The organism is Vibrio sp. 704 (assembly GCF_033339295.1).
On sequence record NZ_JAWOUH010000003.1, the window covers coordinates 347,637 to 368,241 of the forward strand.

At 44.2% G+C, this 20,605-nt stretch carries 17 protein-coding genes; 8 read left to right on the top strand and 9 right to left on the bottom strand.

Features of this window, described 5'->3' with window-relative positions:
- Positions 1-117 precede the first annotated feature (117 nt).
- The 6 genes from R7R24_RS07585 (at position 118) to pheT (ending at position 9,130) form a co-directional block, all read left to right on the top strand.
- Complete coding sequence (locus R7R24_RS07585) at positions 118-906, top strand: TetR/AcrR family transcriptional regulator (RefSeq protein ID WP_005377913.1); 789 nt, start codon at positions 118-120, stop codon at positions 904-906.
- Positions 907-1,156: 250 nt separating this feature from the next.
- The gene (locus tag R7R24_RS07590) at positions 1,157-3,535 is read left to right on the top strand and encodes an efflux RND transporter permease subunit (RefSeq protein WP_182016173.1); all 2,379 of its coding nucleotides are present in this window, start codon (positions 1,157-1,159) and stop codon (positions 3,533-3,535) included.
- Positions 3,536-3,553: 18 nt separating this feature from the next.
- Positions 3,554-4,345 (top strand): outer membrane lipoprotein-sorting protein, encoded by a 792-nt coding sequence (locus R7R24_RS07595; protein ID WP_025766823.1) that lies wholly within the window; start codon positions 3,554-3,556, stop codon positions 4,343-4,345.
- Positions 4,346-4,355: 10 nt separating this feature from the next.
- The gene (locus R7R24_RS07600; RefSeq protein WP_054577913.1) at positions 4,356-5,531 is read left to right on the top strand and encodes a hypothetical protein; all 1,176 of its coding nucleotides are present in this window, start codon (positions 4,356-4,358) and stop codon (positions 5,529-5,531) included.
- Between the two features lie 191 nt (positions 5,532-5,722).
- Positions 5,723-6,706, top strand: coding sequence for a phenylalanine--tRNA ligase subunit alpha (pheS, locus tag R7R24_RS07605; protein ID WP_005385470.1), 984 nt, complete (start codon positions 5,723-5,725; stop codon positions 6,704-6,706).
- A gap of 18 nt (positions 6,707-6,724) precedes the next feature.
- Positions 6,725-9,130 carry a phenylalanine--tRNA ligase subunit beta gene (gene pheT, locus R7R24_RS07610; protein WP_191115718.1) on the top strand — a complete coding sequence of 802 codons (2,406 nt, stop codon included), beginning with the start codon at positions 6,725-6,727 and terminating at the stop codon, positions 9,128-9,130.
- Between the two features lie 213 nt (positions 9,131-9,343).
- Here pheT and R7R24_RS07615 read toward each other — a convergent pair whose 3' ends face one another.
- Positions 9,344-10,225 (bottom strand): AEC family transporter, encoded by an 882-nt coding sequence (locus tag R7R24_RS07615; RefSeq protein WP_005377901.1) that lies wholly within the window; start codon positions 10,223-10,225, stop codon positions 9,344-9,346.
- Between the two features lie 534 nt (positions 10,226-10,759).
- Here R7R24_RS07615 and ihfA point away from each other — a divergent pair.
- Positions 10,760-11,056, top strand: a complete 297-nt coding sequence (ihfA, locus tag R7R24_RS07620) for an integration host factor subunit alpha (RefSeq protein ID WP_005377899.1) — start codon at positions 10,760-10,762, stop codon at positions 11,054-11,056.
- A 121-nt stretch (positions 11,057-11,177) separates the two neighbouring features.
- Here the strand turns inward: ihfA and R7R24_RS07625 are convergent, their stop codons facing one another.
- A complete protein-coding gene (locus R7R24_RS07625) occupies positions 11,178-11,957 on the bottom strand; it encodes a phosphoribosylglycinamide formyltransferase (RefSeq protein WP_025766820.1) in 780 nt (259 codons plus the stop codon).
- Between the two features lie 315 nt (positions 11,958-12,272).
- Here R7R24_RS07625 and R7R24_RS07630 point away from each other — a divergent pair, with 315 nt between their 5' ends.
- The gene (locus tag R7R24_RS07630) at positions 12,273-12,923 is read left to right on the top strand and encodes a thiopurine S-methyltransferase (RefSeq protein WP_021707633.1); all 651 of its coding nucleotides are present in this window, start codon (positions 12,273-12,275) and stop codon (positions 12,921-12,923) included.
- A 72-nt stretch (positions 12,924-12,995) separates the two neighbouring features.
- Here R7R24_RS07630 and purT read toward each other — a convergent pair whose 3' ends face one another.
- The 7 genes from purT to R7R24_RS07665 all read right to left on the bottom strand — a co-directional run bounded on the left by purT (position 12,996) and on the right by R7R24_RS07665 (position 20,584).
- Positions 12,996-14,171 carry a formate-dependent phosphoribosylglycinamide formyltransferase gene (purT, locus tag R7R24_RS07635; RefSeq protein WP_191115719.1) on the bottom strand — a complete coding sequence of 392 codons (1,176 nt, stop codon included), beginning with the start codon at positions 14,169-14,171 and terminating at the stop codon, positions 12,996-12,998.
- A 143-nt stretch (positions 14,172-14,314) separates the two neighbouring features.
- A complete protein-coding gene (gene cdd, locus R7R24_RS07640; RefSeq protein WP_005377892.1) occupies positions 14,315-15,202 on the bottom strand; it encodes a cytidine deaminase in 888 nt (295 codons plus the stop codon).
- A 430-nt stretch (positions 15,203-15,632) separates the two neighbouring features.
- Positions 15,633-16,310, bottom strand: a complete 678-nt coding sequence (locus R7R24_RS07645) for an LrgB family protein (RefSeq protein WP_053306940.1) — start codon at positions 16,308-16,310, stop codon at positions 15,633-15,635.
- 1 nt (position 16,311) lies between these two features.
- Positions 16,312-16,686: a CidA/LrgA family protein gene (locus R7R24_RS07650; RefSeq protein WP_005377887.1), complete on the bottom strand. Its 375-nt coding sequence runs from the start codon at positions 16,684-16,686 to the stop codon at positions 16,312-16,314.
- A gap of 55 nt (positions 16,687-16,741) precedes the next feature.
- Positions 16,742-18,163 (bottom strand): exodeoxyribonuclease I, encoded by a 1,422-nt coding sequence (gene sbcB / locus R7R24_RS07655; protein ID WP_053306939.1) that lies wholly within the window; start codon positions 18,161-18,163, stop codon positions 16,742-16,744.
- A gap of 157 nt (positions 18,164-18,320) precedes the next feature.
- Positions 18,321-19,694 (bottom strand): L-cystine transporter, encoded by a 1,374-nt coding sequence (locus tag R7R24_RS07660; protein WP_005377885.1) that lies wholly within the window; start codon positions 19,692-19,694, stop codon positions 18,321-18,323.
- A 200-nt stretch (positions 19,695-19,894) separates the two neighbouring features.
- Positions 19,895-20,584: an NAD(P)H-binding protein gene (locus tag R7R24_RS07665; RefSeq protein WP_054577910.1), complete on the bottom strand. Its 690-nt coding sequence runs from the start codon at positions 20,582-20,584 to the stop codon at positions 19,895-19,897.
- Positions 20,585-20,605: the final 21 nt, after the last annotated feature.

Here is a 20,605-nt window from a genome sequence, read left to right on the forward strand (position 1 = left end):
TTTGATCTATTATGACGAAGTGTCATTTGTGACGGTTCGTCAACTTTAGTTACGTTCCTGTATTAAAGAATCGTGTTACAATTATTGGGAGTGTGTTGGTATACGGATCAAAGGATTATGTTTAACTTTCGCTGTAAAAAATATAGTAAGCAAGACGGATGTCGTGTGTCTTCAGGGCTAACAAAAAAGCAACAGGCGATTGCTGATCGTGAGATAGAGCTTATTCAATTGGCTAAGTCTCTAGTTCAAGAGCAAGGCTTTGCCAACTTAACGATGGACAAACTTACAGCGTCAAGCCCTTATTCTAAAGGGACGATCTACAATCATTTTTGCAGCAAAGAAGATGTGATTCTTGCGCTTTGTATTCATTCGCTGAAAAGCGAAGCAATATTTTTCGAACGTACCGCCAAATTTAATGGCAATACCAGAGAAAAAATCATTGCGATGCATGTAGGTTATCGTATTTACGCTCGTATGGAGCCAGTACTATCAACTTGTGCGATTGTTGCAAAGACGCCTTGGGTTCTAGAGAAGGCTTCGCCTAAACGTGTGAATGAACTGAATAACTTGGAAGAACAAGTAATAGATGGTGCTGATGCGCTGGTGAACAATGCGGTAGAATGTGGTGATCTTAAGTTTTCTCCCGCAATTGGTTCTGATGCTATTGTATTCGCCAACTGGTCTATTGCATTCGGTTCAAACGCTTTGGCGCAAAATGCATCGAACAGTCGATGTATTCAGCGAATTCAAGACCCATTCTCAGTACTGCACAACGCGAATATGTTACTTGATGGTTTAGGTTGGTCGCCTTTATCTACAGAATGGGACTACCGTAAAACCTGGCGTCGAGTGGAGCAGGAGTTATTTAGTGAAGAGCTTGCTTATTTAGAGTCAGTGAATCGCTAATAAACTGGAAAGGCCAATCTGACGTTATGGTTGGCTTTTTTATCGCACTATTGTGACGAATCGTCATTGAATCTCGAAGGTTGGCGTTCAGCCAATGATCACGAGAAGCATAGGAAGTTACTAAAAACTAACTTATGTAGCCAAATTCATTCGATCTAAAGTTTGCATGTCGAGTTTGTCTGGTTATTTACAGCATTTGCTGTTTTTTTTAGTTTTTAAATTTGACGAAACGTCACAAAAGGAGAGTGTGATGCCACATCACAACGTTCAACAATACGCCCGTTCAGGGTGGGGTAAGCTACCAACGAATTACAGTGTATTGGTGATGCTTGCTACCGTTTTATTGATTTTCATAGCAACCATTGGAGGAAAAAATCTTTACTTTAGAGGAGATTACGACATCTTCTTTGATGGAACAAATGAGCAGTTACTTGCGTTTGATGAAATTCAAACCACCTTTGCAAAATCTGACAGTCTTGCTTTGGTTATAGCGCCAAAGAGCGGCACTGTTTTTACTCCTAGCACATTATCTCTTATTCAGCAGATCACTGACGAGGCGTGGCAAGTTCCATACTCCACCCGCGTTGATTCCCTCGCTAACTACCAGCATACCGAAGCGTTTGAAGATGATCTTCTTGTCGAAGATTTACTGTATAGCGAATATGAATTGACACCTCAACGAATAGAGAAAGTCAAAAGTATTGCGTTGAGTGAGCCGGTTTTGAAAAGTTCACTGATTTCTGAAAAAGGAGATGTCACGGTCGTAAACATTACGGTCCAACTCCCTGAAATAGATAAAACTGCTGAAGTACAAGAGGTGGTTGCTTACATAAACGGAATGATTGAGCGTTATCAGCAAGTGTACCCAGACACGGAATTCCACAAGGCTGGTATTATTGCAATGAACTACGCGTTTATGACCGCAGCCCAAGACGATAGCGCAACATTAGTGCCAACTATGTTACTAGTGATATTGGTGTTTCTGACCATCATGTTGCGCTCATTGCTTAGCGTCATCGCGACGCTCATCGTTATTATCGGCTCGGTTATGGTTACAATGGGCTTGTCAGGATGGGCTGGTATGTTCTTAAGCACGGCGACCGTTAATGTGCCTACCTTGGTGATGACGCTTGCCGTCGCAGACTGTGTACACATCATCGCGACAATGCGTCAGTCTATGCAAAACGGCTTTAGTAAAGCCCACTCTATTGAGCGAAGTATTGCGCTCAATTTCATGCCTATCTTGATTACCTCCATTACCACCGCGATCGGCTTTTTAATGATGAATATGTCGGATTCTCCAATCCTGCGAGATTTCGGCAACCTATCAGCCCTTGGCGTCATGGTTGCTTGTTTCCTTTCCATCACGTTACTTCCCGCCTTGCTTAATATCCTTCCGGTTACGGTGAAGTCGGATACTTCTGATGAAAGAAAGCACTTTATGGATCATTTAGGAGATTTCGTGGTGTCAAAGCGACATGCGTTATTGCCGTTGTCGGTGCTTGTTATTGTCGCGAGTGCGAGCTTGATTCCGCTGAACAAAGTCAATGATGAATCCGTCGAGTACTTTGGCCATAGCAATGAATTTCGCCGAGCGGCTGATTTTATGGAAGAGCGAATCAGTGGCATGGCGAACATCAGTATCGCGATAAAAACCAACGAATCGCAGGGCATTGCCGATCCTAATTTTCTCAATTCCGTGGGTAAATTTACTGACTGGCTAAGGTTGCAGCCAGAAACGGACCATGTTGCGACCTTGAGCGATGTTTATAAGCGCCTAAACAAGAACATGCATGGAGATGATCAGGCTTATTACTCGCTCCCTCAAGACAGAGAATTAGCGGCTCAATATCTGCTGCTTTATGAAATGTCACTACCGTATGGTTTAGATTTGAACAACCAAATCAATGTAGATAAGTCGTCGATCAAGATGGTTCTCACCGTGGAGAACTTGGGCAGCGTCGAGCTTGTTGATTTGGAAAATCGCATTTACCAATGGTTTAACGAAAACGCGCCTCAATATGATGTTGTTGCGTCTAGTCCTTCACTGATGTTTGCGCATATTGGTGAAACGAATATGGCCAGCATGCTGTCAACCTTGCCCATTACTCTTGTCTTAATCTCTGCATTACTGATCTTTGCCTTGCGTTCGTTCAAGCTTGGCTTAATTAGTCTTGTCCCGAATATTGCTCCTGCGCTTATTGGTTTTGGTATTTGGGCGCTGGTTTCTGGCGAGATTAACTTGGGATTGTCTGTCGTTGTGACATTAACGCTTGGTGTTGTTGTCGATGACGCCGTTCACTTTCTTTCTAAATATCAACACGCTCGTAAAGATGGCCACAGTGCGGAGCAAGCGGTTCGCTACGCCTTTCGTACCGTGGGGCGCGCACTCTGGATTACGACGGTCGTGCTTGTTGCTGGTTTCTCTGTTCTGGCGATGTCGAGCTTCCGTTTAAATGCCGATATGGGACAGCTGAGTGCCATTGTCATCTTTATTGCCCTTGTTGTGGATTTCATCTTCCTACCGACTCTACTGATGTTGTTTGACAAAGGCGTTTACGACGAGGTGGAGCGCCGAAATAAGCTTAAATCAACTGACTCTCAAACCAAGACTGTTACTCAGTCATAACGAATTAAAGGATCGAACATGAATTTAGTAAAAAATGCCTTAAAAGTATCAGTACTTTCTGTCTCGCTTATTATGAGTCATGCGGTGTTGGCGGATGAAGCCAAAGGACTAGAAATTGCCCAAGAGCGCAAAGCCCGTGATGAAGGGTGGGGGGATTCTGTTGCTACGATGCAAATGATTCTGCGAAACGCGCAAGGAGAAAGCAGCACACGTTTAATGCGCTTACAATCACTCGAAGTTGATGGCGATGGTGACAAAGGGCTCACGATATTTGATGAACCGAGAGATGTAAAAGGCACGGCGTTTCTTAACCATTCTCATACGGTGGGTGCCGATGACCAATGGCTTTACCTTCCTGCACTGAAACGTGTGAAACGTATTTCCTCGCGTAACAAATCAGGTCCTTTTATGGGCAGTGAATTCGCGTATGAGGATCTCAGTTCCTTTGAGATTGAAAAATACCGTTTCAACTACCTAAAAGATGACAGCATAAACGGGCAAGATGTTTTCGTCGTAGAGCAAATTCCGACCGATAAGAACTCAGGTTATACCAAGCAAACGGTATGGTTAGATAAAGCGCATTATCGTCCACTTAAAGTTGAGTTTTACGACCGCAAAGGCTCTTTGTTAAAAACGCTTTCTTTTTCCGATTACAAGCAATATCTCAACCAATATTGGCGAGCGCACACTATGGCGATGACAAACCATCAAACAGGAAAAAGTACTGAGCTAACGACTAGCGAAATGCGTTTTAACACTGGATTACAAGACAATGACTTTCATAAGAATGTGTTGAAGCGAGTGAGATAGTGGAGGAAAAATGAAGCGATTAAATGCTGGGTTGTTGCTTAGTGCAGCAGCCTTTTTTTACTCGATGCCTCTGACTGCCGTCGAGCTTGCAGGACAAGTCAATATTGAGCATCGTCAGTTTTTTAAAACGGGCTCTCAGGGTCAGAGCAAAGCGCAAACGTCATTGGTTTTGCAGCCAGAATTTTACTGGGAGATGCAAAATGGTGATGCAAACTTTACTTTCACACCTTTCTATCGTCTGGATGGTCTAGACGATGAGCGAAGTCATGGTGACATACGAGAGGCACTTTATCTGACTTATTGGGATGATTATGAGCTTCGAGTTGGGATTAGTAAGGTCTTTTGGGGAGTGACTGAATCAGCCCATTTAGTTGATGTAGTAAACCAAACAGATACCATTGAAGCCGTCGATGGTGAAGATAAACTCGGTCAGCCGATGTTACATTTTACCTCTTTCAAAGACTGGGGCACCGTCCACGCAATGTTGTTACCTTACTTTAGGGAACGAACGTTTGCGGGTACAGATGGCCGCTTGCGAACCGACCCCGTTGTCTCTGATGATGCTATCTATGAATCAAGCAGAGAAGAGAAGCACGTAGATGTGGCTTTTCGATATTCGAAAATGCTTGGCGATTGGGACGTAGGCCTGAGCTATTTATATGGAACAAACCGGGATCCTTACTTTCGTTTTGAGTACGGAGAATTAAAGCCTTACTACGCTCTGATGAGTCATGTCGGTCTGGATGTGCAAGGAATCGTTGGCGATTGGTTATGGAAACTAGAAAGTGTTTATCGAGATAGCGCTGATAATCATGTCGGTCTTGTGACGGGTTTTGAGTATACCTTCGTCGGTGCATTTGACACGGTTTGGGATGTGGGAGTTATTGGTGAGTACCTCTATGACAGTCGTGGGAACAACGCACAAACTATCGGTCAAAATGATGTGTTTGCAGGTATTCGTTGGGCGCTCAATGATGAGGACGGAACGGAAGTATTGACGGGAATTACGAAGGATTTAGATAACGATGATGTTTACAATGCTAAGTTAGAAGCATCGAGCCGAATATCGAATCACGTTAAGTGGCAAATTGATGCTTGGTTGTTTAAAAATGAAACACCAAATGATTTGCTCTACTTCGCTAGAGATGACGATTTTATCGAGCTATCTATTCAATACTATTTCTAAAACAAAAGGGCACAACTAAACGGCAGATTAACTAAAGATGACATTTTTGACGTTTTTGTGCTCTTTTTATTCAATAACCTCTTCTTTTCGTAATTCAATTTGGCATTGGTGCCCGGTTTGGCTACTATGTACAGCTATCAAAAAACCAATCACTCCCTTATGGACACTACCTACAGGTAGATGAGGAAACGATGCAACATCTAGAAGAGATCATTGCTAGCGCGAGCACTGCAATTGAAGCTGCCGAATCGCTAGTCGCACTTGATGAAGTGCGTGTTCAGTATCTGGGTAAAAAAGGTGAGCTAACTGCTCAACTTCAAAGCCTAGGCAAACTACCACCAGAAGAACGCCGTGAAGCTGGTCAAGAGATCAACAAAGCGAAAGGCGTCGTTCAGCAAGCTATCGCAGCTCGTAAAGATGCACTACAACGTGCTGAGCTTGAAGCGAAACTAGCAGCAGAAACAATCGACGTAACACTACCAGGTCGTCGTATTGAAAACGGTGGTTTACACCCAGTAACTCGTACTGTAGAGCGTATTGAGAAGTTCTTTGGCGAACTTGGTTTTAACACCGAGGCTGGCCCAGAGATCGAAGATGCATTCCACAACTTCGATGCGCTAAACATCGCAGCTGATCACCCAGCGCGTACTGACCACGATACTTTCTTCTTCAACCCAGACTTGATGCTTCGTACTCATACGTCAGGCGTACAGATCCGTACGATGGAAAATGGTAAACCACCATTCCGTTTCATCGCACCAGGCCGTGTATACCGTAACGACTACGACCAAACGCACACGCCAATGTTCCACCAAGTGGAAGGCATGCTGGTTGATGAGAACGTAAACTTTGCTCAGCTGAAAGGCATCCTGCACGATTTCCTATGTAACTTCTTCGAAGAAGAAGTAGAAGTACGTTTCCGTCCATCTTACTTCCCATTCACTGAGCCTTCAGCTGAAGTAGACGTGAAAGGCAAAAACGGTAAATGGTTAGAAGTACTAGGCTGCGGTATGGTTCACCCGAACGTGCTACGTAGCGTAGGTATCGATCCTGAAAAATACTCTGGTTTCGCATTCGGTATGGGTGTTGAGCGTCTAACAATGCTTCGTTACGGCGTGAACGATCTACGTGCGTTCTTCGAGAACGATCTTCGTTTCCTAAAACAGTTCAAGTAATCCAGAGGGTTCATCAACATGAAATTCAGCGAATCATGGCTTCGTGAGTGGGTAAACCCTGCGGTTACTACTGACGAGCTAACTCACCAAATTACAATGGCCGGCCTAGAGGTAGACGACGTTCTTCCTGTAGCTGGTTCTTTTACTGGCGTTAAAGTCGGTCACGTTGTTGAATGTGGTCAACACCCAGATGCAGACAAACTGCGCGTAACTAAAGTTGACGTGGGTGAAGAAGAGCTTCTAGACATTGTTTGTGGCGCACCTAACTGTCGCCAAGGTCTGAAAGTAGCAGTAGCAACAGTTGGTGCTGTTCTTCCAGGCGATTTCAAAATCAAAAAAGCGAAACTACGCGGCCAGCCTTCTCACGGCATGCTTTGTTCATTCACCGAACTAGGTATCGACGTTGAGTCAGACGGCATCATGGAACTAGCAGAAGACGCAGTAATCGGTACTGATTTCCGTGAATTCCTAGGTCTAGACGACGTAACAGTAGACGTAGACCTAACAGCAAACCGCGCAGACTGTTTCAGCATTCGTGGTCTAGCTCGTGAAGTTGGCGTACTTAACCGCGCTGACGTGACTGAGCCATCAGTAGAAGCAGTTGCCCCTTCAATCGACGATAAAGTGTCTATCGAAGTGAAAGCGCCAGCTGCGTGTCCTCGTTACCTAGGTCGTGTAGTTAAGAACGTAAACGTTCAAGCTGAAACGCCACTATGGATGCAAGAGAAACTGCGTCGTTGTGGTATTCGCTCTATCGACCCTGTAGTAGACATCACTAACTACGTTCTTCTAGAGCAAGGCCAACCAATGCACGCATTCGATCTAGCGAAGATCGAAGGTGGCATCGTAGTTCGTATGGCTGAGCAAGGTGAGACGCTAACACTTCTTGACGGCAGCGAAGCAGAGCTAAACGCAGATACACTAGTTGTTGCTGATCACAACAAAGCACTTGCAATCGCAGGTATCTTTGGTGGTGAAGAGTCTGGTGTAACAACTGAGACTAAAGACGTTCTACTAGAGTGTGCATTCTTTGCACCTGACCACATCCGTGGTCGCGCACGCAGCTACGGTCTGCACACTGACTCTTCAATGCGTTTCGAGCGTGGTGTAGATTACGCACTGCAAGTAAGCGCAATGGAGCGTGCAACACAGCTTCTTGTTGAAATTTGTGGCGGTGAAGTAGCACCTGTTGTTGCAGTAGAGTCTGAAGCAGACTTACCTAAGCCAAACAAAGTTGCTCTACGTCGTACTAAGCTAGACAACCTGCTAGGTCACCACATTGCAGATAGCGACGTAGTAGAAATCCTAGAGCGTCTAGGTTTGACTGTTGAAGCTTCAGAAGAAGGTTGGATGGCAGTAGCGCCAACATGGCGTTTCGATATCGCTATCGAGCAAGACCTGATTGAAGAAGTTGGCCGTATCTACGGTTATGACAACATTCCTAACCAACACCCAGCAGCAGCACTTAAGATGCACAACCACGTTGAAGCGGATCTTCCACTGAAACGCGTTCGTGATCTTCTTGTTGATCGTGGTTACCACGAAGCAATTACATACAGCTTCGTTGAGCCCGAGCAACAAAAGCTAGTTGTACCTGGTGTTGAGCCTCTAGTGCTTCCAAACCCAATTTCTGCAGACATGTCAGCAATGCGTCTTGGTCTTATCCAAGGTCTGCTGAACACGGTTGTTCACAACCAAAAGCGTCAACAGCCACGCGTTCGTCTATTCGAATATGGCCTACGTTTCATCCCATGTGAATCTGCAGAAAACGGCATGCGTCAAGAGCCTATGCTTGCAGGTGTTATTGCTGGTACTCGCGGTGAAGAACATTGGGATATCGAAACTAACACGGTTGATTTCTTCGACCTTAAGGGCGATCTAGAAGCGATTCTAGAGCTATCTGCGAACGAAAAAGCGTACTCTTTCGCTGCACTGTCACCTGAAAGCAAAAAAGCTAATCCAGCTCTTCACCCAGGTCAATCTGCGGCAATCATCGTAGACGGCAAAGAAGTAGGCGTGATCGGTACCGTTCACCCTGAGCTTGAGCGTAAGTTCGGTCTAAACGGTCGTACTATCGTATTCGAAATCGAATGGTCTGCAATCAACAGCAAAGTGATCCCAGAAGCGGTAGCACTTTCTAAATTCCCTTCAAACCGTCGTGATATCGCGGTAGTAGTGGATGAAGCTGTTGCATCTGGTGACATCGTTAACGCTTGTCTAGAGCAAGGTGGCGAGTTCCTTAAAGATGCGAAACTGTTCGACGTTTACGTAGGTAAAGGCGTTGAAGATGGTAAGAAGAGCCTAGCAATCGCTCTGACTCTACAGTCACTTGAGCGTACGCTTGAAGATGCTGATATCGCTGGTGCGGTTGACGCTATCGTTGCTCACGTTTCTGAGAAGTTTGGTGCGTCTCTGCGTGACTAATCTCGCGTAACGTATCTTCTTAAGAAATGAAAACCCTGCCAGTTTGGCAGGGTTTTTTATTTTTAGGATTACCTTATCGTTGTTCAAGTTCCTTACTGCTCGCACCATCCCTCATTACTTTAAAATACTAGACCAAACTAGGGATGGCCCTTACCCGAGATTAGGAACGTATTGTTTTTCAGCTAATACACGCTAACGATAGCTTGTTGGCGGTTAGGCAGCGAGTGAGAGGGTATAGCTAAGCAGAAGAGGTAGCGTAAGAATGCTGAAAAAGTTGCCAAATAGTACCATTGACGCCACTTTCATGGGTTCTATATTCAGCCTTTCCGCAAATAGGTAATTCATGACGGCTGGCGGCAGCATTGTGAAGAGCACCATCATTTGTAATTGCATCGTTGGAAGGGGAATTAACCAATAAATAAGTGCAAAAGCGACAGCACCAGTTGCCAGTGACTGCACGGTACACAACACACCAATCTTTAAACCGTCCAATCTTAAATGACACATTTGTGCCCCCAGAGATAAAAGCATCACGGGTACGGCCGCTTGCCCAAGTAGAGCCGTGGCTTCGTATAAAGGCGCCCATGCACCCACATTTGACACGTTGAGAAACAGAGCCAACGACGCTGCTAAAAAGATTGGCATCTTGACTATTTGCTTAAAAGGGTTGCCATGACTAAGCAGCATTACGCCTAAGCTGATATGCAAGCATGCTGACACGACAAATAAAAGCACTGCTGACGACAGCGCAATTTCTCCAAACGTATAGGTAAACAAAGGAATAGCTAGATTTCCGCTATTGCGAAACATATGTGGTGGCGCCCAGGTTTTAAACGAGAGTGACGTCCATCGACATACCGGGATCATGAGTAGTGCGGGAATTAAAACCGCGACAATTGCCGCCAAAAGAAGCGGCCCCTGATTTGAATCGAGCGGCATGCTAACGAGTGACGAAAATACCAGTGCTGGCGTGAATACCTCAATATTAATGCGGTTTATTGGGCGAAAGTCAGGCTTGATGTAACGACCGACCAAATAGCCAACTCCGACAAGAGCAAAAACAGGGAAAAGAATATTTATGATTTGATTAATCATGGTCGCCTAGAAGCAGTGTAAGAAGCTAATGAGGAAATACACGAACTTCCACATTATCAATCTTTATATATGGCGTCATCGTTAAACAGCGAGAAGCGTGGGTTTAATCAAGCTTTCTAAGCACAGTTACAAAGTACAGGTGGTCATACCTTTTAATCTAATTGTTACGTATCGAGTTACATACAAATCACTGAATTTACGACAAGTTCTATGTTAAGTGTCTGTTAAATAACCAATATCTGATATTTTTATTAAATAGTGTTTAATGTTGATATTTAAACTACTTTTAGTTTTATAATCTGGATGTTTTTCCTGATAAAGATGAAACAAAAACAAAAATATCAAATTTCTGGCGTTTAACAATAATTTACGTAGTGCTATTCCTTTTGTTCGCCAAGAAAAAAGTTGGCGAAAATCATAAGCTTGTCATACACTTCCTGATGTAACCCCGATATGTTGTTGAATTGGTAGGGTAAAACTGCTCTGGCGCTACACTAACGTAGCATTGTTTAACATAGCTTTGAGGAAAGTTTTATGGCGCTCACAAAAGCCGAACTGGCAGAAAACCTGTTTGATAAATTAGGATTTAGTAAGCGGGACGCCAAGGAAACGGTGGAAGTGTTCTTTGAAGAGATTCGTAAGGCACTGGAAAGTGGCGAACAGGTAAAACTGTCAGGTTTTGGTAACTTTGATCTTCGTGACAAGAATGAACGACCTGGTCGTAACCCGAAAACTGGTGAAGATATTCCAATTACTGCTCGACGTGTAGTGACTTTTCGCCCGGGTCAGAAGTTAAAAGCTCGTGTAGAAAACCTGAAGAAAGTACAGTAAGCCGAATAAATGGATCACGCTAAGGCGTGGTCTTTTTTTGCGTAAAATTCGTGTGCATACAAATGAAAACCACCGCAATGCGGTGGTTTTTCTGTTTATGAGAGACGCTTAATGATATCGGTTACGCCGCTTCTAGATGCGTTGTTAAGTATGGTTGCCATGCTTGTTGGTACAAGTTCTTAGACTGTGTACGCATGTTGCGAATAGAGGCAAGCTCTATTTCGCTTAGCTCACGTTTTTCCAACATCGCTTGACGTTCTAGTTTCTGGATTTTTTCGTATAGGTCGTGTTCGGGACCGCTTTTTACATCTGCGATTGCTTTCAAGTGCAGTTGAACTTCGGCTACTAGGTTTGTTTTTGGTAAACGAACGAGCAAGTTCAAGTCTCTATATCCTGAAGGGCCAGGTTTTTTGAATCGATTTTTTACTTTCACAATAGTTGTTTCACGCTCTAACGTTTCATAAATGGAGACTAAGCTCGCGACGTCTTCAGCTACAATCGTTGCACGTGCTAGGTCAGTAATACGTTCAACTTTCCCATCTAACTCTAAAGCTATCTTTTCTTCTGCTCGTTGTTTGGATTTCACGCCTGCGAAGTATGGCTGAGCGTCATTAAGAAGTGCGGTACTCTTACAGATAGTTTCAAGTTCAAATTGTGCTTGGTGAGCTTTGCTGTAAAGGATGTCGAAGTCAGAATATGGCTGAGTTGGTGTGGTGTCGATTGACTGAATGCCATATAAACCGCTAAGGCTGTGTTTAAAAAGTTTCGAACAAACTTCGTTTTGGCTGGTTGAACGATTTTGTTCGCCACTAGGCGCAGGGGTAATTGGAAGTGCGGCAAATGCCGGTGCACGGCTAAGTACCAAAAGCATCAATGCTGTAGTACGAAGAAATAAGCTCATTCACTCTCCTTAACTTGCTTGTACTTAGAAAATAGGGAACATAAAGGTCGCTAAGTTCGGCAAATCAGGTACTAACTTATAAATGGGGCCATTACGAAAGATTCCAAGGTTTCAGTTTTATCTTGAAGTAGAATCGTGCGTTAGATCACCATTTCTCTTTTCTTTATTCTGATTATCAGATAAAGGCGCGTCTCCTATGAGACCGATTACATCCTATCACCGCAGTATTAACCAAAGATGAACGGCATAGACAAATTGAAAAAAAACGTTAGTCTTACCTCTCAAAATGAAAACAGCCGACAAGTAGAAAGTAAAATGAGAGACCAAGAATTTTGGCATAACAAATGGGCCAGCAATCAGATCGGATTTCACTTGGAAGATGTAAACCCGCTATTACCAGTATATTGGAAACACACTAATCCAAAGCGTGAAGATAAAGTGTTAGTTCCTTTATGTGGAAAGTCAGAAGACTTGATTTGGCTAGCGATGAAGCATGATTCGGTTGAAGGTGTTGAGCTAAGCCATATTGCTGTGCGTGCCTTTTTTGCTGAACATTTTTACACGCCAACGGTAACGCCTCTTAATGGCATGCACGAGCTTTATCAATTTGATGAGCTCTCTATTTATACTGGGGACTTTTTCACTGCACCAGTATCTCAAGCCGATATCATTTATGATCGCGCCGCGTTGGTTGCTTTACCGCAAGATATGCGAGAGGAGTATGTAGAGCGTCTCAAGCAACTTTTGAACCCAGGCGGTCGTATTTTGCTTGTTACACTCAACTATCCTCAAGAAGAGATGGCGGGGCCTCCATTTAGCGTGCCGGTCGAAGAGATTGAGCAGTTATTTTCAGGTTACAAAGTTACTTGTTTGAACGTAGATGAAGCTGACGAGAATCATCCTAAAATTGCGAAAAAAGGCTTAAGTCGCTTCTCTGAAGAAGTGTACTTAATCGAGAGTGAATAGGCTCTCTTCGGTTTGGAACACGAAATAGCGCAGCAATTTGAGCTGCGCTATTTTTGTATGAGTGGTTCGTATTTAATAAATGATATTCACTTTTGAAGCACTTTCAACAGCATCTTGAACGGCTTCTTCGGTGGTTTTTCGTCGCGTAAGGACAACACCTAAACGGCGGCGACCATCGATTTCTGGCTTACCGAATAGACGAACTTGTGTTTGAGGTTGAGCTAAAGCTTTGCTTAGGTTTTCAAAGCGAATGTTTGTGGAAGTTCCTTGTCCAAGAATAACAGCAGACGCAGATGGGCCATATTGCACAATATTATTAATTGGCATTCCGGTAAACGCGCGCACGTGGAGAGCAAACTCAGACATTTCCTGTGAAATCATTGTAACCATACCCGTATCGTGAGGGCGAGGAGAGACCTCATTGAAAATGACTTTATCGCCTTTAACAAATAGCTCTACACCAAAGATGCCGTAGCCACCGAGCGCGTTTACCACTTTCTCAGCCGTGTATTCAGCTGCTTTTACTGCGTTTTCTGACATAGTTTGCGGTTGCCATGATTCGCGGTAGTCGCCATCTTCCTGACGATGACCAATTGGAGCACAGAAATGCACACCGTCAACGGCTCTGATGGTCAATAAAGTGATTTCGTAATCGAAGTCGATAAAACCCTCCACGATAACGCGACCTGCACCCGTACGCCCGCCTTCCTGAGCGTAATCCCATGCTTTTGTAACGTTGTCTTCGGTCTTGATAACACTTTGCCCTTTACCTGAAGAGCTCATCACAGGCTTCACCACGCACGGAATACCCACATGCTCAACCGCGGCTTTGAAGTCTTCAAAGTTATCTGCAAAACGATAAGGTGAAGTCGTCAATTCCAGTTCTTCTGCTGCCAAACGTCGGATACCTTCACGATTCATTGTTAGCCTGGTTGCCTTAGCGGTTGGAACAACATTCAGTCCTTTTTCTTCAAGCTCTACCAGTTTGCCGGTTGCGATGGCTTCAATTTCTGGTACGACGTAAGTAGGTTGTTCCTTCGTAATAACTTCTTCTAAGGCGTTCCCATCTAACATGTCGATAACATAACTACGGTGAGCGACTTGCATCGCTGGAGCATTGGCATAGCGATCACAAGCAATCACTTCTAAACCAAGTCTCTGGCATTCAATGGCGACTTCTTTACCGAGTTCGCCAGAACCTAAAAGTAATACACGGGTAGCATTTGCGCTAGTTGCAGTGCCAAACATAGTGTTCCCTTACAAAATAGAGTGATGAGACAGAAATTGCAGGAGATCATACTGAAGTTTTATGACAAAGCAAACGTTTGCTTTTGGTTTTTAGGTAATAAAAAAGCTCTACATGTTGTAGAGCTTTTTGTTGAATTTGTCGTTTATACGTTGACAAAACTAAGCGGAATATCTGGATTCAACGCTTCCAACGTTGATTGCGTATCGGCTAAGTGACTGATCTTACCTTCAGAGTTTTCTACCAATGCAGCGGCTTTGATGCTGTCAAAGGTTTCACCCGCAAGTAAAACTTGGATTAGCGCAACTTGTAGCGGTGGCAAGCTAGGATTAAACGCTGCATTTTCTGCATAAGCGCCTTGGAATACACGGCCGCTAGTCATCTCTAATGCTAAACCACTCAAGTTGTTGGTGTATGGAGAGTGGCTCATGTTCATCGCTTCAACTGCACTTTGGATGAGTGCGTCTTCATCATCACATGAGAATTGGTGTTTAACTTCTGCCATTAAGCCGGACTCGATACCGAGATCGTTTGGTCCAAAGGCTTCAGGCAGGTATTCATGAAGTGACTTTTCTTCGCGTTCTGGGAGCTGGATTTTAAGCTCGTTTGCGGTAGATAACTCATTCATGAACTGGCGGCAGTGACCACATGGGCTGAAGTTGATAGTGATATCCTTAACACCACGTTCGCCTTTCATCCAAGCATGGCTAATCGCAGACTGCTCTGCGTGAACCGTTTGACCCAACTGTACACCAAAGAATTCCATGTTGGCACCGAAGTAAAGGCGACCTGAAAGACCACGAACGATAGCGCCGACATAAAAGTCAGAAAGGGGAGCATAGGAGTACGCTGCGGCAAAAGGAAGTAGCGCAACACGAAGCTCTTTGTCTGATAGACCGGTAGCTGAAAGCAACTGCTCAAATTGTTGAACTGAAAGCGTAGCATCAAAATCATCAGCTTGGATGATAGGAGCAAGTTGTTTGGAAAGTGCTTCTGGAGCGCCTGCTAGCGCCTGTTCAATGCGACTTTTCATGTTGAATCCTTGTTATTGCATGGACAGTTATTCTATGTGAAAGATAGAAATGTTCCGTGCGTTAGATCACGATAAATAATGCAATTGATAATTCTGTTACATAATTAGAGTGAGCTCACACATGTATTCGATTGCACAGGTGTGAAGCGTTATCTCCGTCTCACAATTAACCATATCAGTATATATTCATATGACCAAGGAGCAGGAGTATGTTACTAACGCGACTTTTACCGCTATGCTACTTTATACCTACGTAATCTAGAGCGAGTGGTAGCATCTAGAATGCTAACGCTATGAATGTATATCTCGATCAAGTCCCTTCACGATATTACTGGGTGAGGTTGCTAGATAAGATAGGATTTTGAAAGGGATAAGTAAGAAATGGAAAGGCTACGGCCTGCCGGAAGGAGGGCAGACCGAGAGCGCTTAACTATTGATATAGCCAGACCGCCAAAGCAAAAAAACTTGGAGCCAAAATAGAAGTTATGATCCCACATAAAACCAATGCGAGTGATGAGAACGCGGCATCTATGGGCTGTTTCTCTGCACAAGTAGCGGTGCCTAGGGCATGAGAGACTGTACCCATTGTCAGACCACGTGCAATCGGGTGTTTAATTCCAATCAAGTTGTAAATTGGGTATGCCAAAATTGCGCCCAATAAACCGACAATCAGAACCAAGATCGCTGCAACGGCGGCTTCACCACCGAGGTGACTCGATATTTCCATCGCTATTGGTGTAGTGACGGATTTACCCACTAGACTCGCGATTAAACTGATATCCGCTTTGAAAGCGACTGCGATCAAGGTGGTTGTCATCATCGACATCACACTGCCTACTGTGCAAGCGAAAGTGATGATTCGCCAGTTTGCTTTAATTTGTGGTAGTTGTTCATATAGTGGATAAGCCAGAGCAACTACAGCAGGTTGAAGCAAAAAGCTAATTCCTTCGTTATCCGCATAATACGTTTCAAATGGCACATTTAAGTAAGTAAGCAAAGGAATGAGCACTGCGATACTGATCAGCAAAGGGTTTGCTAGAGGATTGTTCACTTTGATTGCGATTTGGCGAGCGATAAGAAAAACCACAATGGTAACAACTAACCACATATCAGTGTTTCTCCTGTAGCAAGTAATCTAGCAGCCAAGCGAGGCTGACCAGTACAATGAGTGAACCGCCAACCGCGCTAGCGATGATAGGGAGCGCATTCGCGAGTAGTAGGTCGAAATGCTGCATTAATCCGACGCTGATAGGAACGAACAATAAGATCATATAGCGGATAAATAGCGTGGCGCCCGGTTTGACCCAGTCGACTTTTACAAGCCCAAGAGTCATGGAGAAAAACAGTACGAGCATACCGATGACACTTCCTGGAACGGAAACGCCAGTGAACTTTTGAATGGTAATTCCGATGCCAAGTGCTCCCATGATGAGGAAGATTGAAATGAGCAGTTGGATCAGTTGTAAGAATCGTTCTTTAATCATTTTGACAGTATATAAACAACAAGCACACCATAAGGTGCGCTTGTATTAGGAGGAGTTAGGAAGCTAAGCTCTCTACATAACGGTACACGGATTTTAATATCGCAATCTTCTTTTCGTCACTTTCATGTTCGTGAACTAAGTTTTCTAAATTCAGCATGTACTCTTCAATTTGGCTTTCAAACACTTCTCGACAGTGTAGTGCCCAGCGTCTTTGTTCTTGCTCGTCTAATGTGCCTGGGAAGTTACGCGCACGATAGCGGAACAATAGAGGTTTAATACGCTTGTCATCAAATTCAATGTCTAATGCAGCAAGATTATTCGGATCGGTTTCGCGAATGATATCCATGGCTGCGCGATCGGCCGGAGAGAAGAATCCGTCGTAAAGTTGAGTGTCCACATCATCGCTTTTTTCAAATTGACGTTCGATAGAGAACAAGCCGATTAGTTTTTCTCGAATCTCAGGGTGCTGGCGAAGTAGTGCCAAATTATCGAGACACTTCTGACGATCAATGCCGATGTTTTCTGCGTTTTCCGCCGTTAACGTTTTTGCAGGGGCGAGAATAGGGCATTTGTTCAAATGAACTAGTTTAACTGGCACTGGTAGCAATTCACCAAGATCTTCGCGCTTAGTGTAGAGTCTTTCGTGCAGCTCTTCTGCGGATAGCTCAAGAATAGGTTGAGGGTCTTTCGCTAAATCGATGGTGATAACGGCGTTATTATTGGTTGGATGCCAAGCAACAGGCACAATCCAGCTAGTGTACTGACATTCGCGCCCTAGCATGCCTGAAACGTGCATCAACGGTGTCATGTTGACGATGTCGACTAAATCATTGAGCTTGCGCTTTTGGCGCATAGAAAAAAAGTAATCAAACAATTTTGGTTGCGCTGCTTTTACTTTCTTTGCCATTTCGATAGTCGCAATCACATCTGCCATGGCATCGTGCGCGTTACTATGTTCTATGCCGTTAGCCACAGACAAGTGTTCTAATTTAAAGCTAGTGAAGCCATCTTCGTTTTCTGGCCATTCTACGCCTTCTGGGCGAAGGGCATGGCACGCGCGTAGTACATCGAGTAAATCCCAACGTGAGTTACCGTTTTGCCAACTCCATGCGTATGGATCGATAAAGTTGCGATAACAAGTATAACGGGTCACTTCGTCATCAAAGCGAATGCTGTTGTAGCCTAAACTGGTGGTATTTGGTCTCGCGAGTTCAGTGTGAATCTTAGCGATAAACTCTGGCTCAGAAAGGCCTTCTTGAACCGTTTTTTGCGGAGTAATACCAGTAATAAGCGCAGCTTCAGGAGACGGAAGATAATCAGCCGGTGGTTGACAGTACATGACTAAAGGCTCGCCGATGATATTAAAGTTTTCATCTGTACGAACACCTGCAAACTGGCTTGGGCGATCTTTCGCGGGGTTGGTTCCCCATGTCTCATAATCAAAGAAGAAAAAAGTGGGCTGATTATCTTGGTGCATTCTGCTTACCGTTTACAAAACCGATGACAGTATTAGACCATTCAACGCCTTGACTAGCAACGAAAGATGCAAGTTGAATTTTTGAAAATGAAAAAAGCCGATGGCGAACCATCGGCTTGATATTTTATGTTTTATCGCTTTGGAAGGAATTTGAGTTCTATGCTCGTGTTTCTTCCAATGTTGCTTCACTTTCTGGTGACTTCAGCACTCGGCTAGCAATTGTACCCGCAGTCATTGAGCCTGAAACGTTTAGTGCGGTACGTGCCATGTCAATCAGTGGTTCAATAGAGATAAGCAGTGCCGCGATGGTCACAGGTAAGCCCATTGCAGGAAGAACAATCAAGGCTGCAAACGTCGCACCGCCGCCGACACCTGCAATACCAAATGAGCTGATGGTGATAATCGCAATCAATGACAGGATAAAGTGTAGATCAAGTGGGTTGATGCCCATTGTCGGAGCTACCATCACTGCAAGCATTGCAGGATAGATACCCGCACAGCCGTTTTGGCCGATAGTGGCACCAAACGATGCTGATAGGTTTGCAATCGCTGGTGGTACGTTAAGCTTCGTGATTTGCGCTTCTACGTTTAGTGGAATTGTTGCTGCTGAGCTACGAGATGTAAACGCGAAGGTCAGTACAGGCCAGATTTTCTTAAAGTATTCCGCAGGGCTAACGCCGACAAAAGAGACTAATACGCCATGAACAACAAACATCAGTGCGATAGCAACATAAGACGCCACAATAAAGCCAAGTAGGTTTAGGATGTCGCCTGCGCTTGATGTCGCTACCACTTTTGCCATCAGTGCTGCGATGCCGTATGGCGTTAGGGCCATGATCATCTTCACTAGTCGCATAACGATAGATTGAGCAGCTTCTACGAAAGTACGAATCGGTGATTCCAACTCTGCTTTTTCCATCATCACTTTACGAGCGGCGATACCAGTTAACACGCCGAAAATCACAACAGCGATAATTGATGTCGAGCGAGCACCTGTTAGATCAGCAAATGGGTTGGTTGGAATGAAGCTAACTAGCATTTGAGGAATAGTTAAGTCACTTACTGTACCGGCACGGCTTTCTAAAACGGCGATACGAGCGGTTTCACGCGCACCTTCAGTTAACCCTTCTGCTGACAGGCCAAATGTCGTTGTCACCAAAATACCGATAAGTGCAGCAATTGCAGTCGTTACTAGAAGAACAGAGATGGTCAGGCCAGAAATTTTACCTAAAGATCCACCTTTCTCCAACTTAACAACTGCAGAGATCATCGATACCAATACTAGTGGCATGATGACCATTTTCAGTAGACCAACGTAGCCACTGCCTACAATGCCTACCCATTCAAGTGTTTGAGCAATTGCGCTGTTGCCTTCACCGTGAATGAGTTGCAAAGCAAGACCAAAAAGAGAACCGGTAACAAGACCGATCAAAACGAGACGTGAAAGAGTGTGTTTCTTTTGTTGCTGATTAAATAGAAAGAACAATATTCCAACAAAGACGGCTAGAGAGGCTATCACTGCAAAATTCATAATTTGACCTTATCAACCAGCCGAAGTGGCGGTTGTTTTTTATACGGGGTTTTATACGGATTTATTTATGGAGCGTAAGATAACGCTCGTGATATAACTTTAAAAATGACAAACGGGTATTAGCTAGATCTAAAATGAATATAAAAACGAGATCTAAGTCGCGTGAGAGTGTGAATTAGCACGTTAATTGTACAAAATGGTTATTCGTAGTGATGCAGTAATTCACGCATTTCTTTCCTTTGTAAGTAAACCACCGAGTCTTCTTGATAACTGAAAAGTTGATAAATCATCGCTTTGGCGACATCTTCTGCTCGAATAGGTAAAAAGTTGGACAGTTTGCCTAGCATAAGTGGGCGAATTACCTTAAACAGAGTTTGTACTAACTTCTCGTCCATTCTTGGGTTTTGACGTTGACCAACAAGCGGGCCTGGGCGAACAAATACGATTTCCTCAAAATCCATAGCTTCGATTCGTTGTTCCATTTGTCCTTTACAAGCTAAGTAATGGGATGGCGATTTACTATTTGCACCGAGGCTAGAAACAACCGCAAGGCGTTTGACTCCGATTGTTTTCATTTGTTGGGCGACTTTGCACACCAGATCAACATCTACTCTACGCAAATTATCCTTACTGCCTGCTTGCTTAAGGGTCGTGCCTAAACAGATAAAGCCGATGGTTGGTGTTGGTTGGTTCTCATCCCATTGGTGGATAGAAAGGTCTGCATCAATGAGAGGAATAAGCTTGTTGTCCACATCTAGGACGCCATCGAGTGGGCGGCGAGAAAGATAATATAATGTTCCAACACCTGATTGATTTATGAGGTTTGCAATGACTTTTGAGCCTACTAAGCCAGTTGCACCGGTGATGATTGCGCAGGTGTTGTTATCCATATCTTTTCTCCTATATGGGAA

What these genes read in the sequence shown, in the direction of transcription:
- R7R24_RS07585 (WP_005377913.1), top strand. Translation starts at nt 118, where the DNA reads ATGTTTAACTTTCGCTGTAAAAAATATAGTAAGCAAGACGGATGTCGT.
- R7R24_RS07590 (WP_182016173.1), top strand. Translation starts at nt 1,157, where the DNA reads ATGCCACATCACAACGTTCAACAATACGCCCGTTCAGGGTGGGGTAAG.
- R7R24_RS07595 (WP_025766823.1), top strand. Translation starts at nt 3,554, where the DNA reads ATGAATTTAGTAAAAAATGCCTTAAAAGTATCAGTACTTTCTGTCTCG.
- R7R24_RS07600 (WP_054577913.1), top strand. Translation starts at nt 4,356, where the DNA reads ATGAAGCGATTAAATGCTGGGTTGTTGCTTAGTGCAGCAGCCTTTTTT.
- pheS (WP_005385470.1), top strand. Translation starts at nt 5,723, where the DNA reads ATGCAACATCTAGAAGAGATCATTGCTAGCGCGAGCACTGCAATTGAA.
- pheT (WP_191115718.1), top strand. Translation starts at nt 6,725, where the DNA reads ATGAAATTCAGCGAATCATGGCTTCGTGAGTGGGTAAACCCTGCGGTT.
- R7R24_RS07615 (WP_005377901.1), bottom strand. Translation starts at nt 10,225, where the DNA reads ATGATTAATCAAATCATAAATATTCTTTTCCCTGTTTTTGCTCTTGTC.
- ihfA (WP_005377899.1), top strand. Translation starts at nt 10,760, where the DNA reads ATGGCGCTCACAAAAGCCGAACTGGCAGAAAACCTGTTTGATAAATTA.
- R7R24_RS07625 (WP_025766820.1), bottom strand. Translation starts at nt 11,957, where the DNA reads ATGAGCTTATTTCTTCGTACTACAGCATTGATGCTTTTGGTACTTAGC.
- R7R24_RS07630 (WP_021707633.1), top strand. Translation starts at nt 12,273, where the DNA reads ATGAGAGACCAAGAATTTTGGCATAACAAATGGGCCAGCAATCAGATC.
- purT (WP_191115719.1), bottom strand. Translation starts at nt 14,171, where the DNA reads ATGTTTGGCACTGCAACTAGCGCAAATGCTACCCGTGTATTACTTTTA.
- cdd (WP_005377892.1), bottom strand. Translation starts at nt 15,202, where the DNA reads ATGAAAAGTCGCATTGAACAGGCGCTAGCAGGCGCTCCAGAAGCACTT.
- R7R24_RS07645 (WP_053306940.1), bottom strand. Translation starts at nt 16,310, where the DNA reads ATGTGGTTAGTTGTTACCATTGTGGTTTTTCTTATCGCTCGCCAAATC.
- R7R24_RS07650 (WP_005377887.1), bottom strand. Translation starts at nt 16,686, where the DNA reads ATGATTAAAGAACGATTCTTACAACTGATCCAACTGCTCATTTCAATC.
- sbcB (WP_053306939.1), bottom strand. Translation starts at nt 18,163, where the DNA reads ATGCACCAAGATAATCAGCCCACTTTTTTCTTCTTTGATTATGAGACA.
- R7R24_RS07660 (WP_005377885.1), bottom strand. Translation starts at nt 19,694, where the DNA reads ATGAATTTTGCAGTGATAGCCTCTCTAGCCGTCTTTGTTGGAATATTG.
- R7R24_RS07665 (WP_054577910.1), bottom strand. Translation starts at nt 20,584, where the DNA reads ATGGATAACAACACCTGCGCAATCATCACCGGTGCAACTGGCTTAGTA.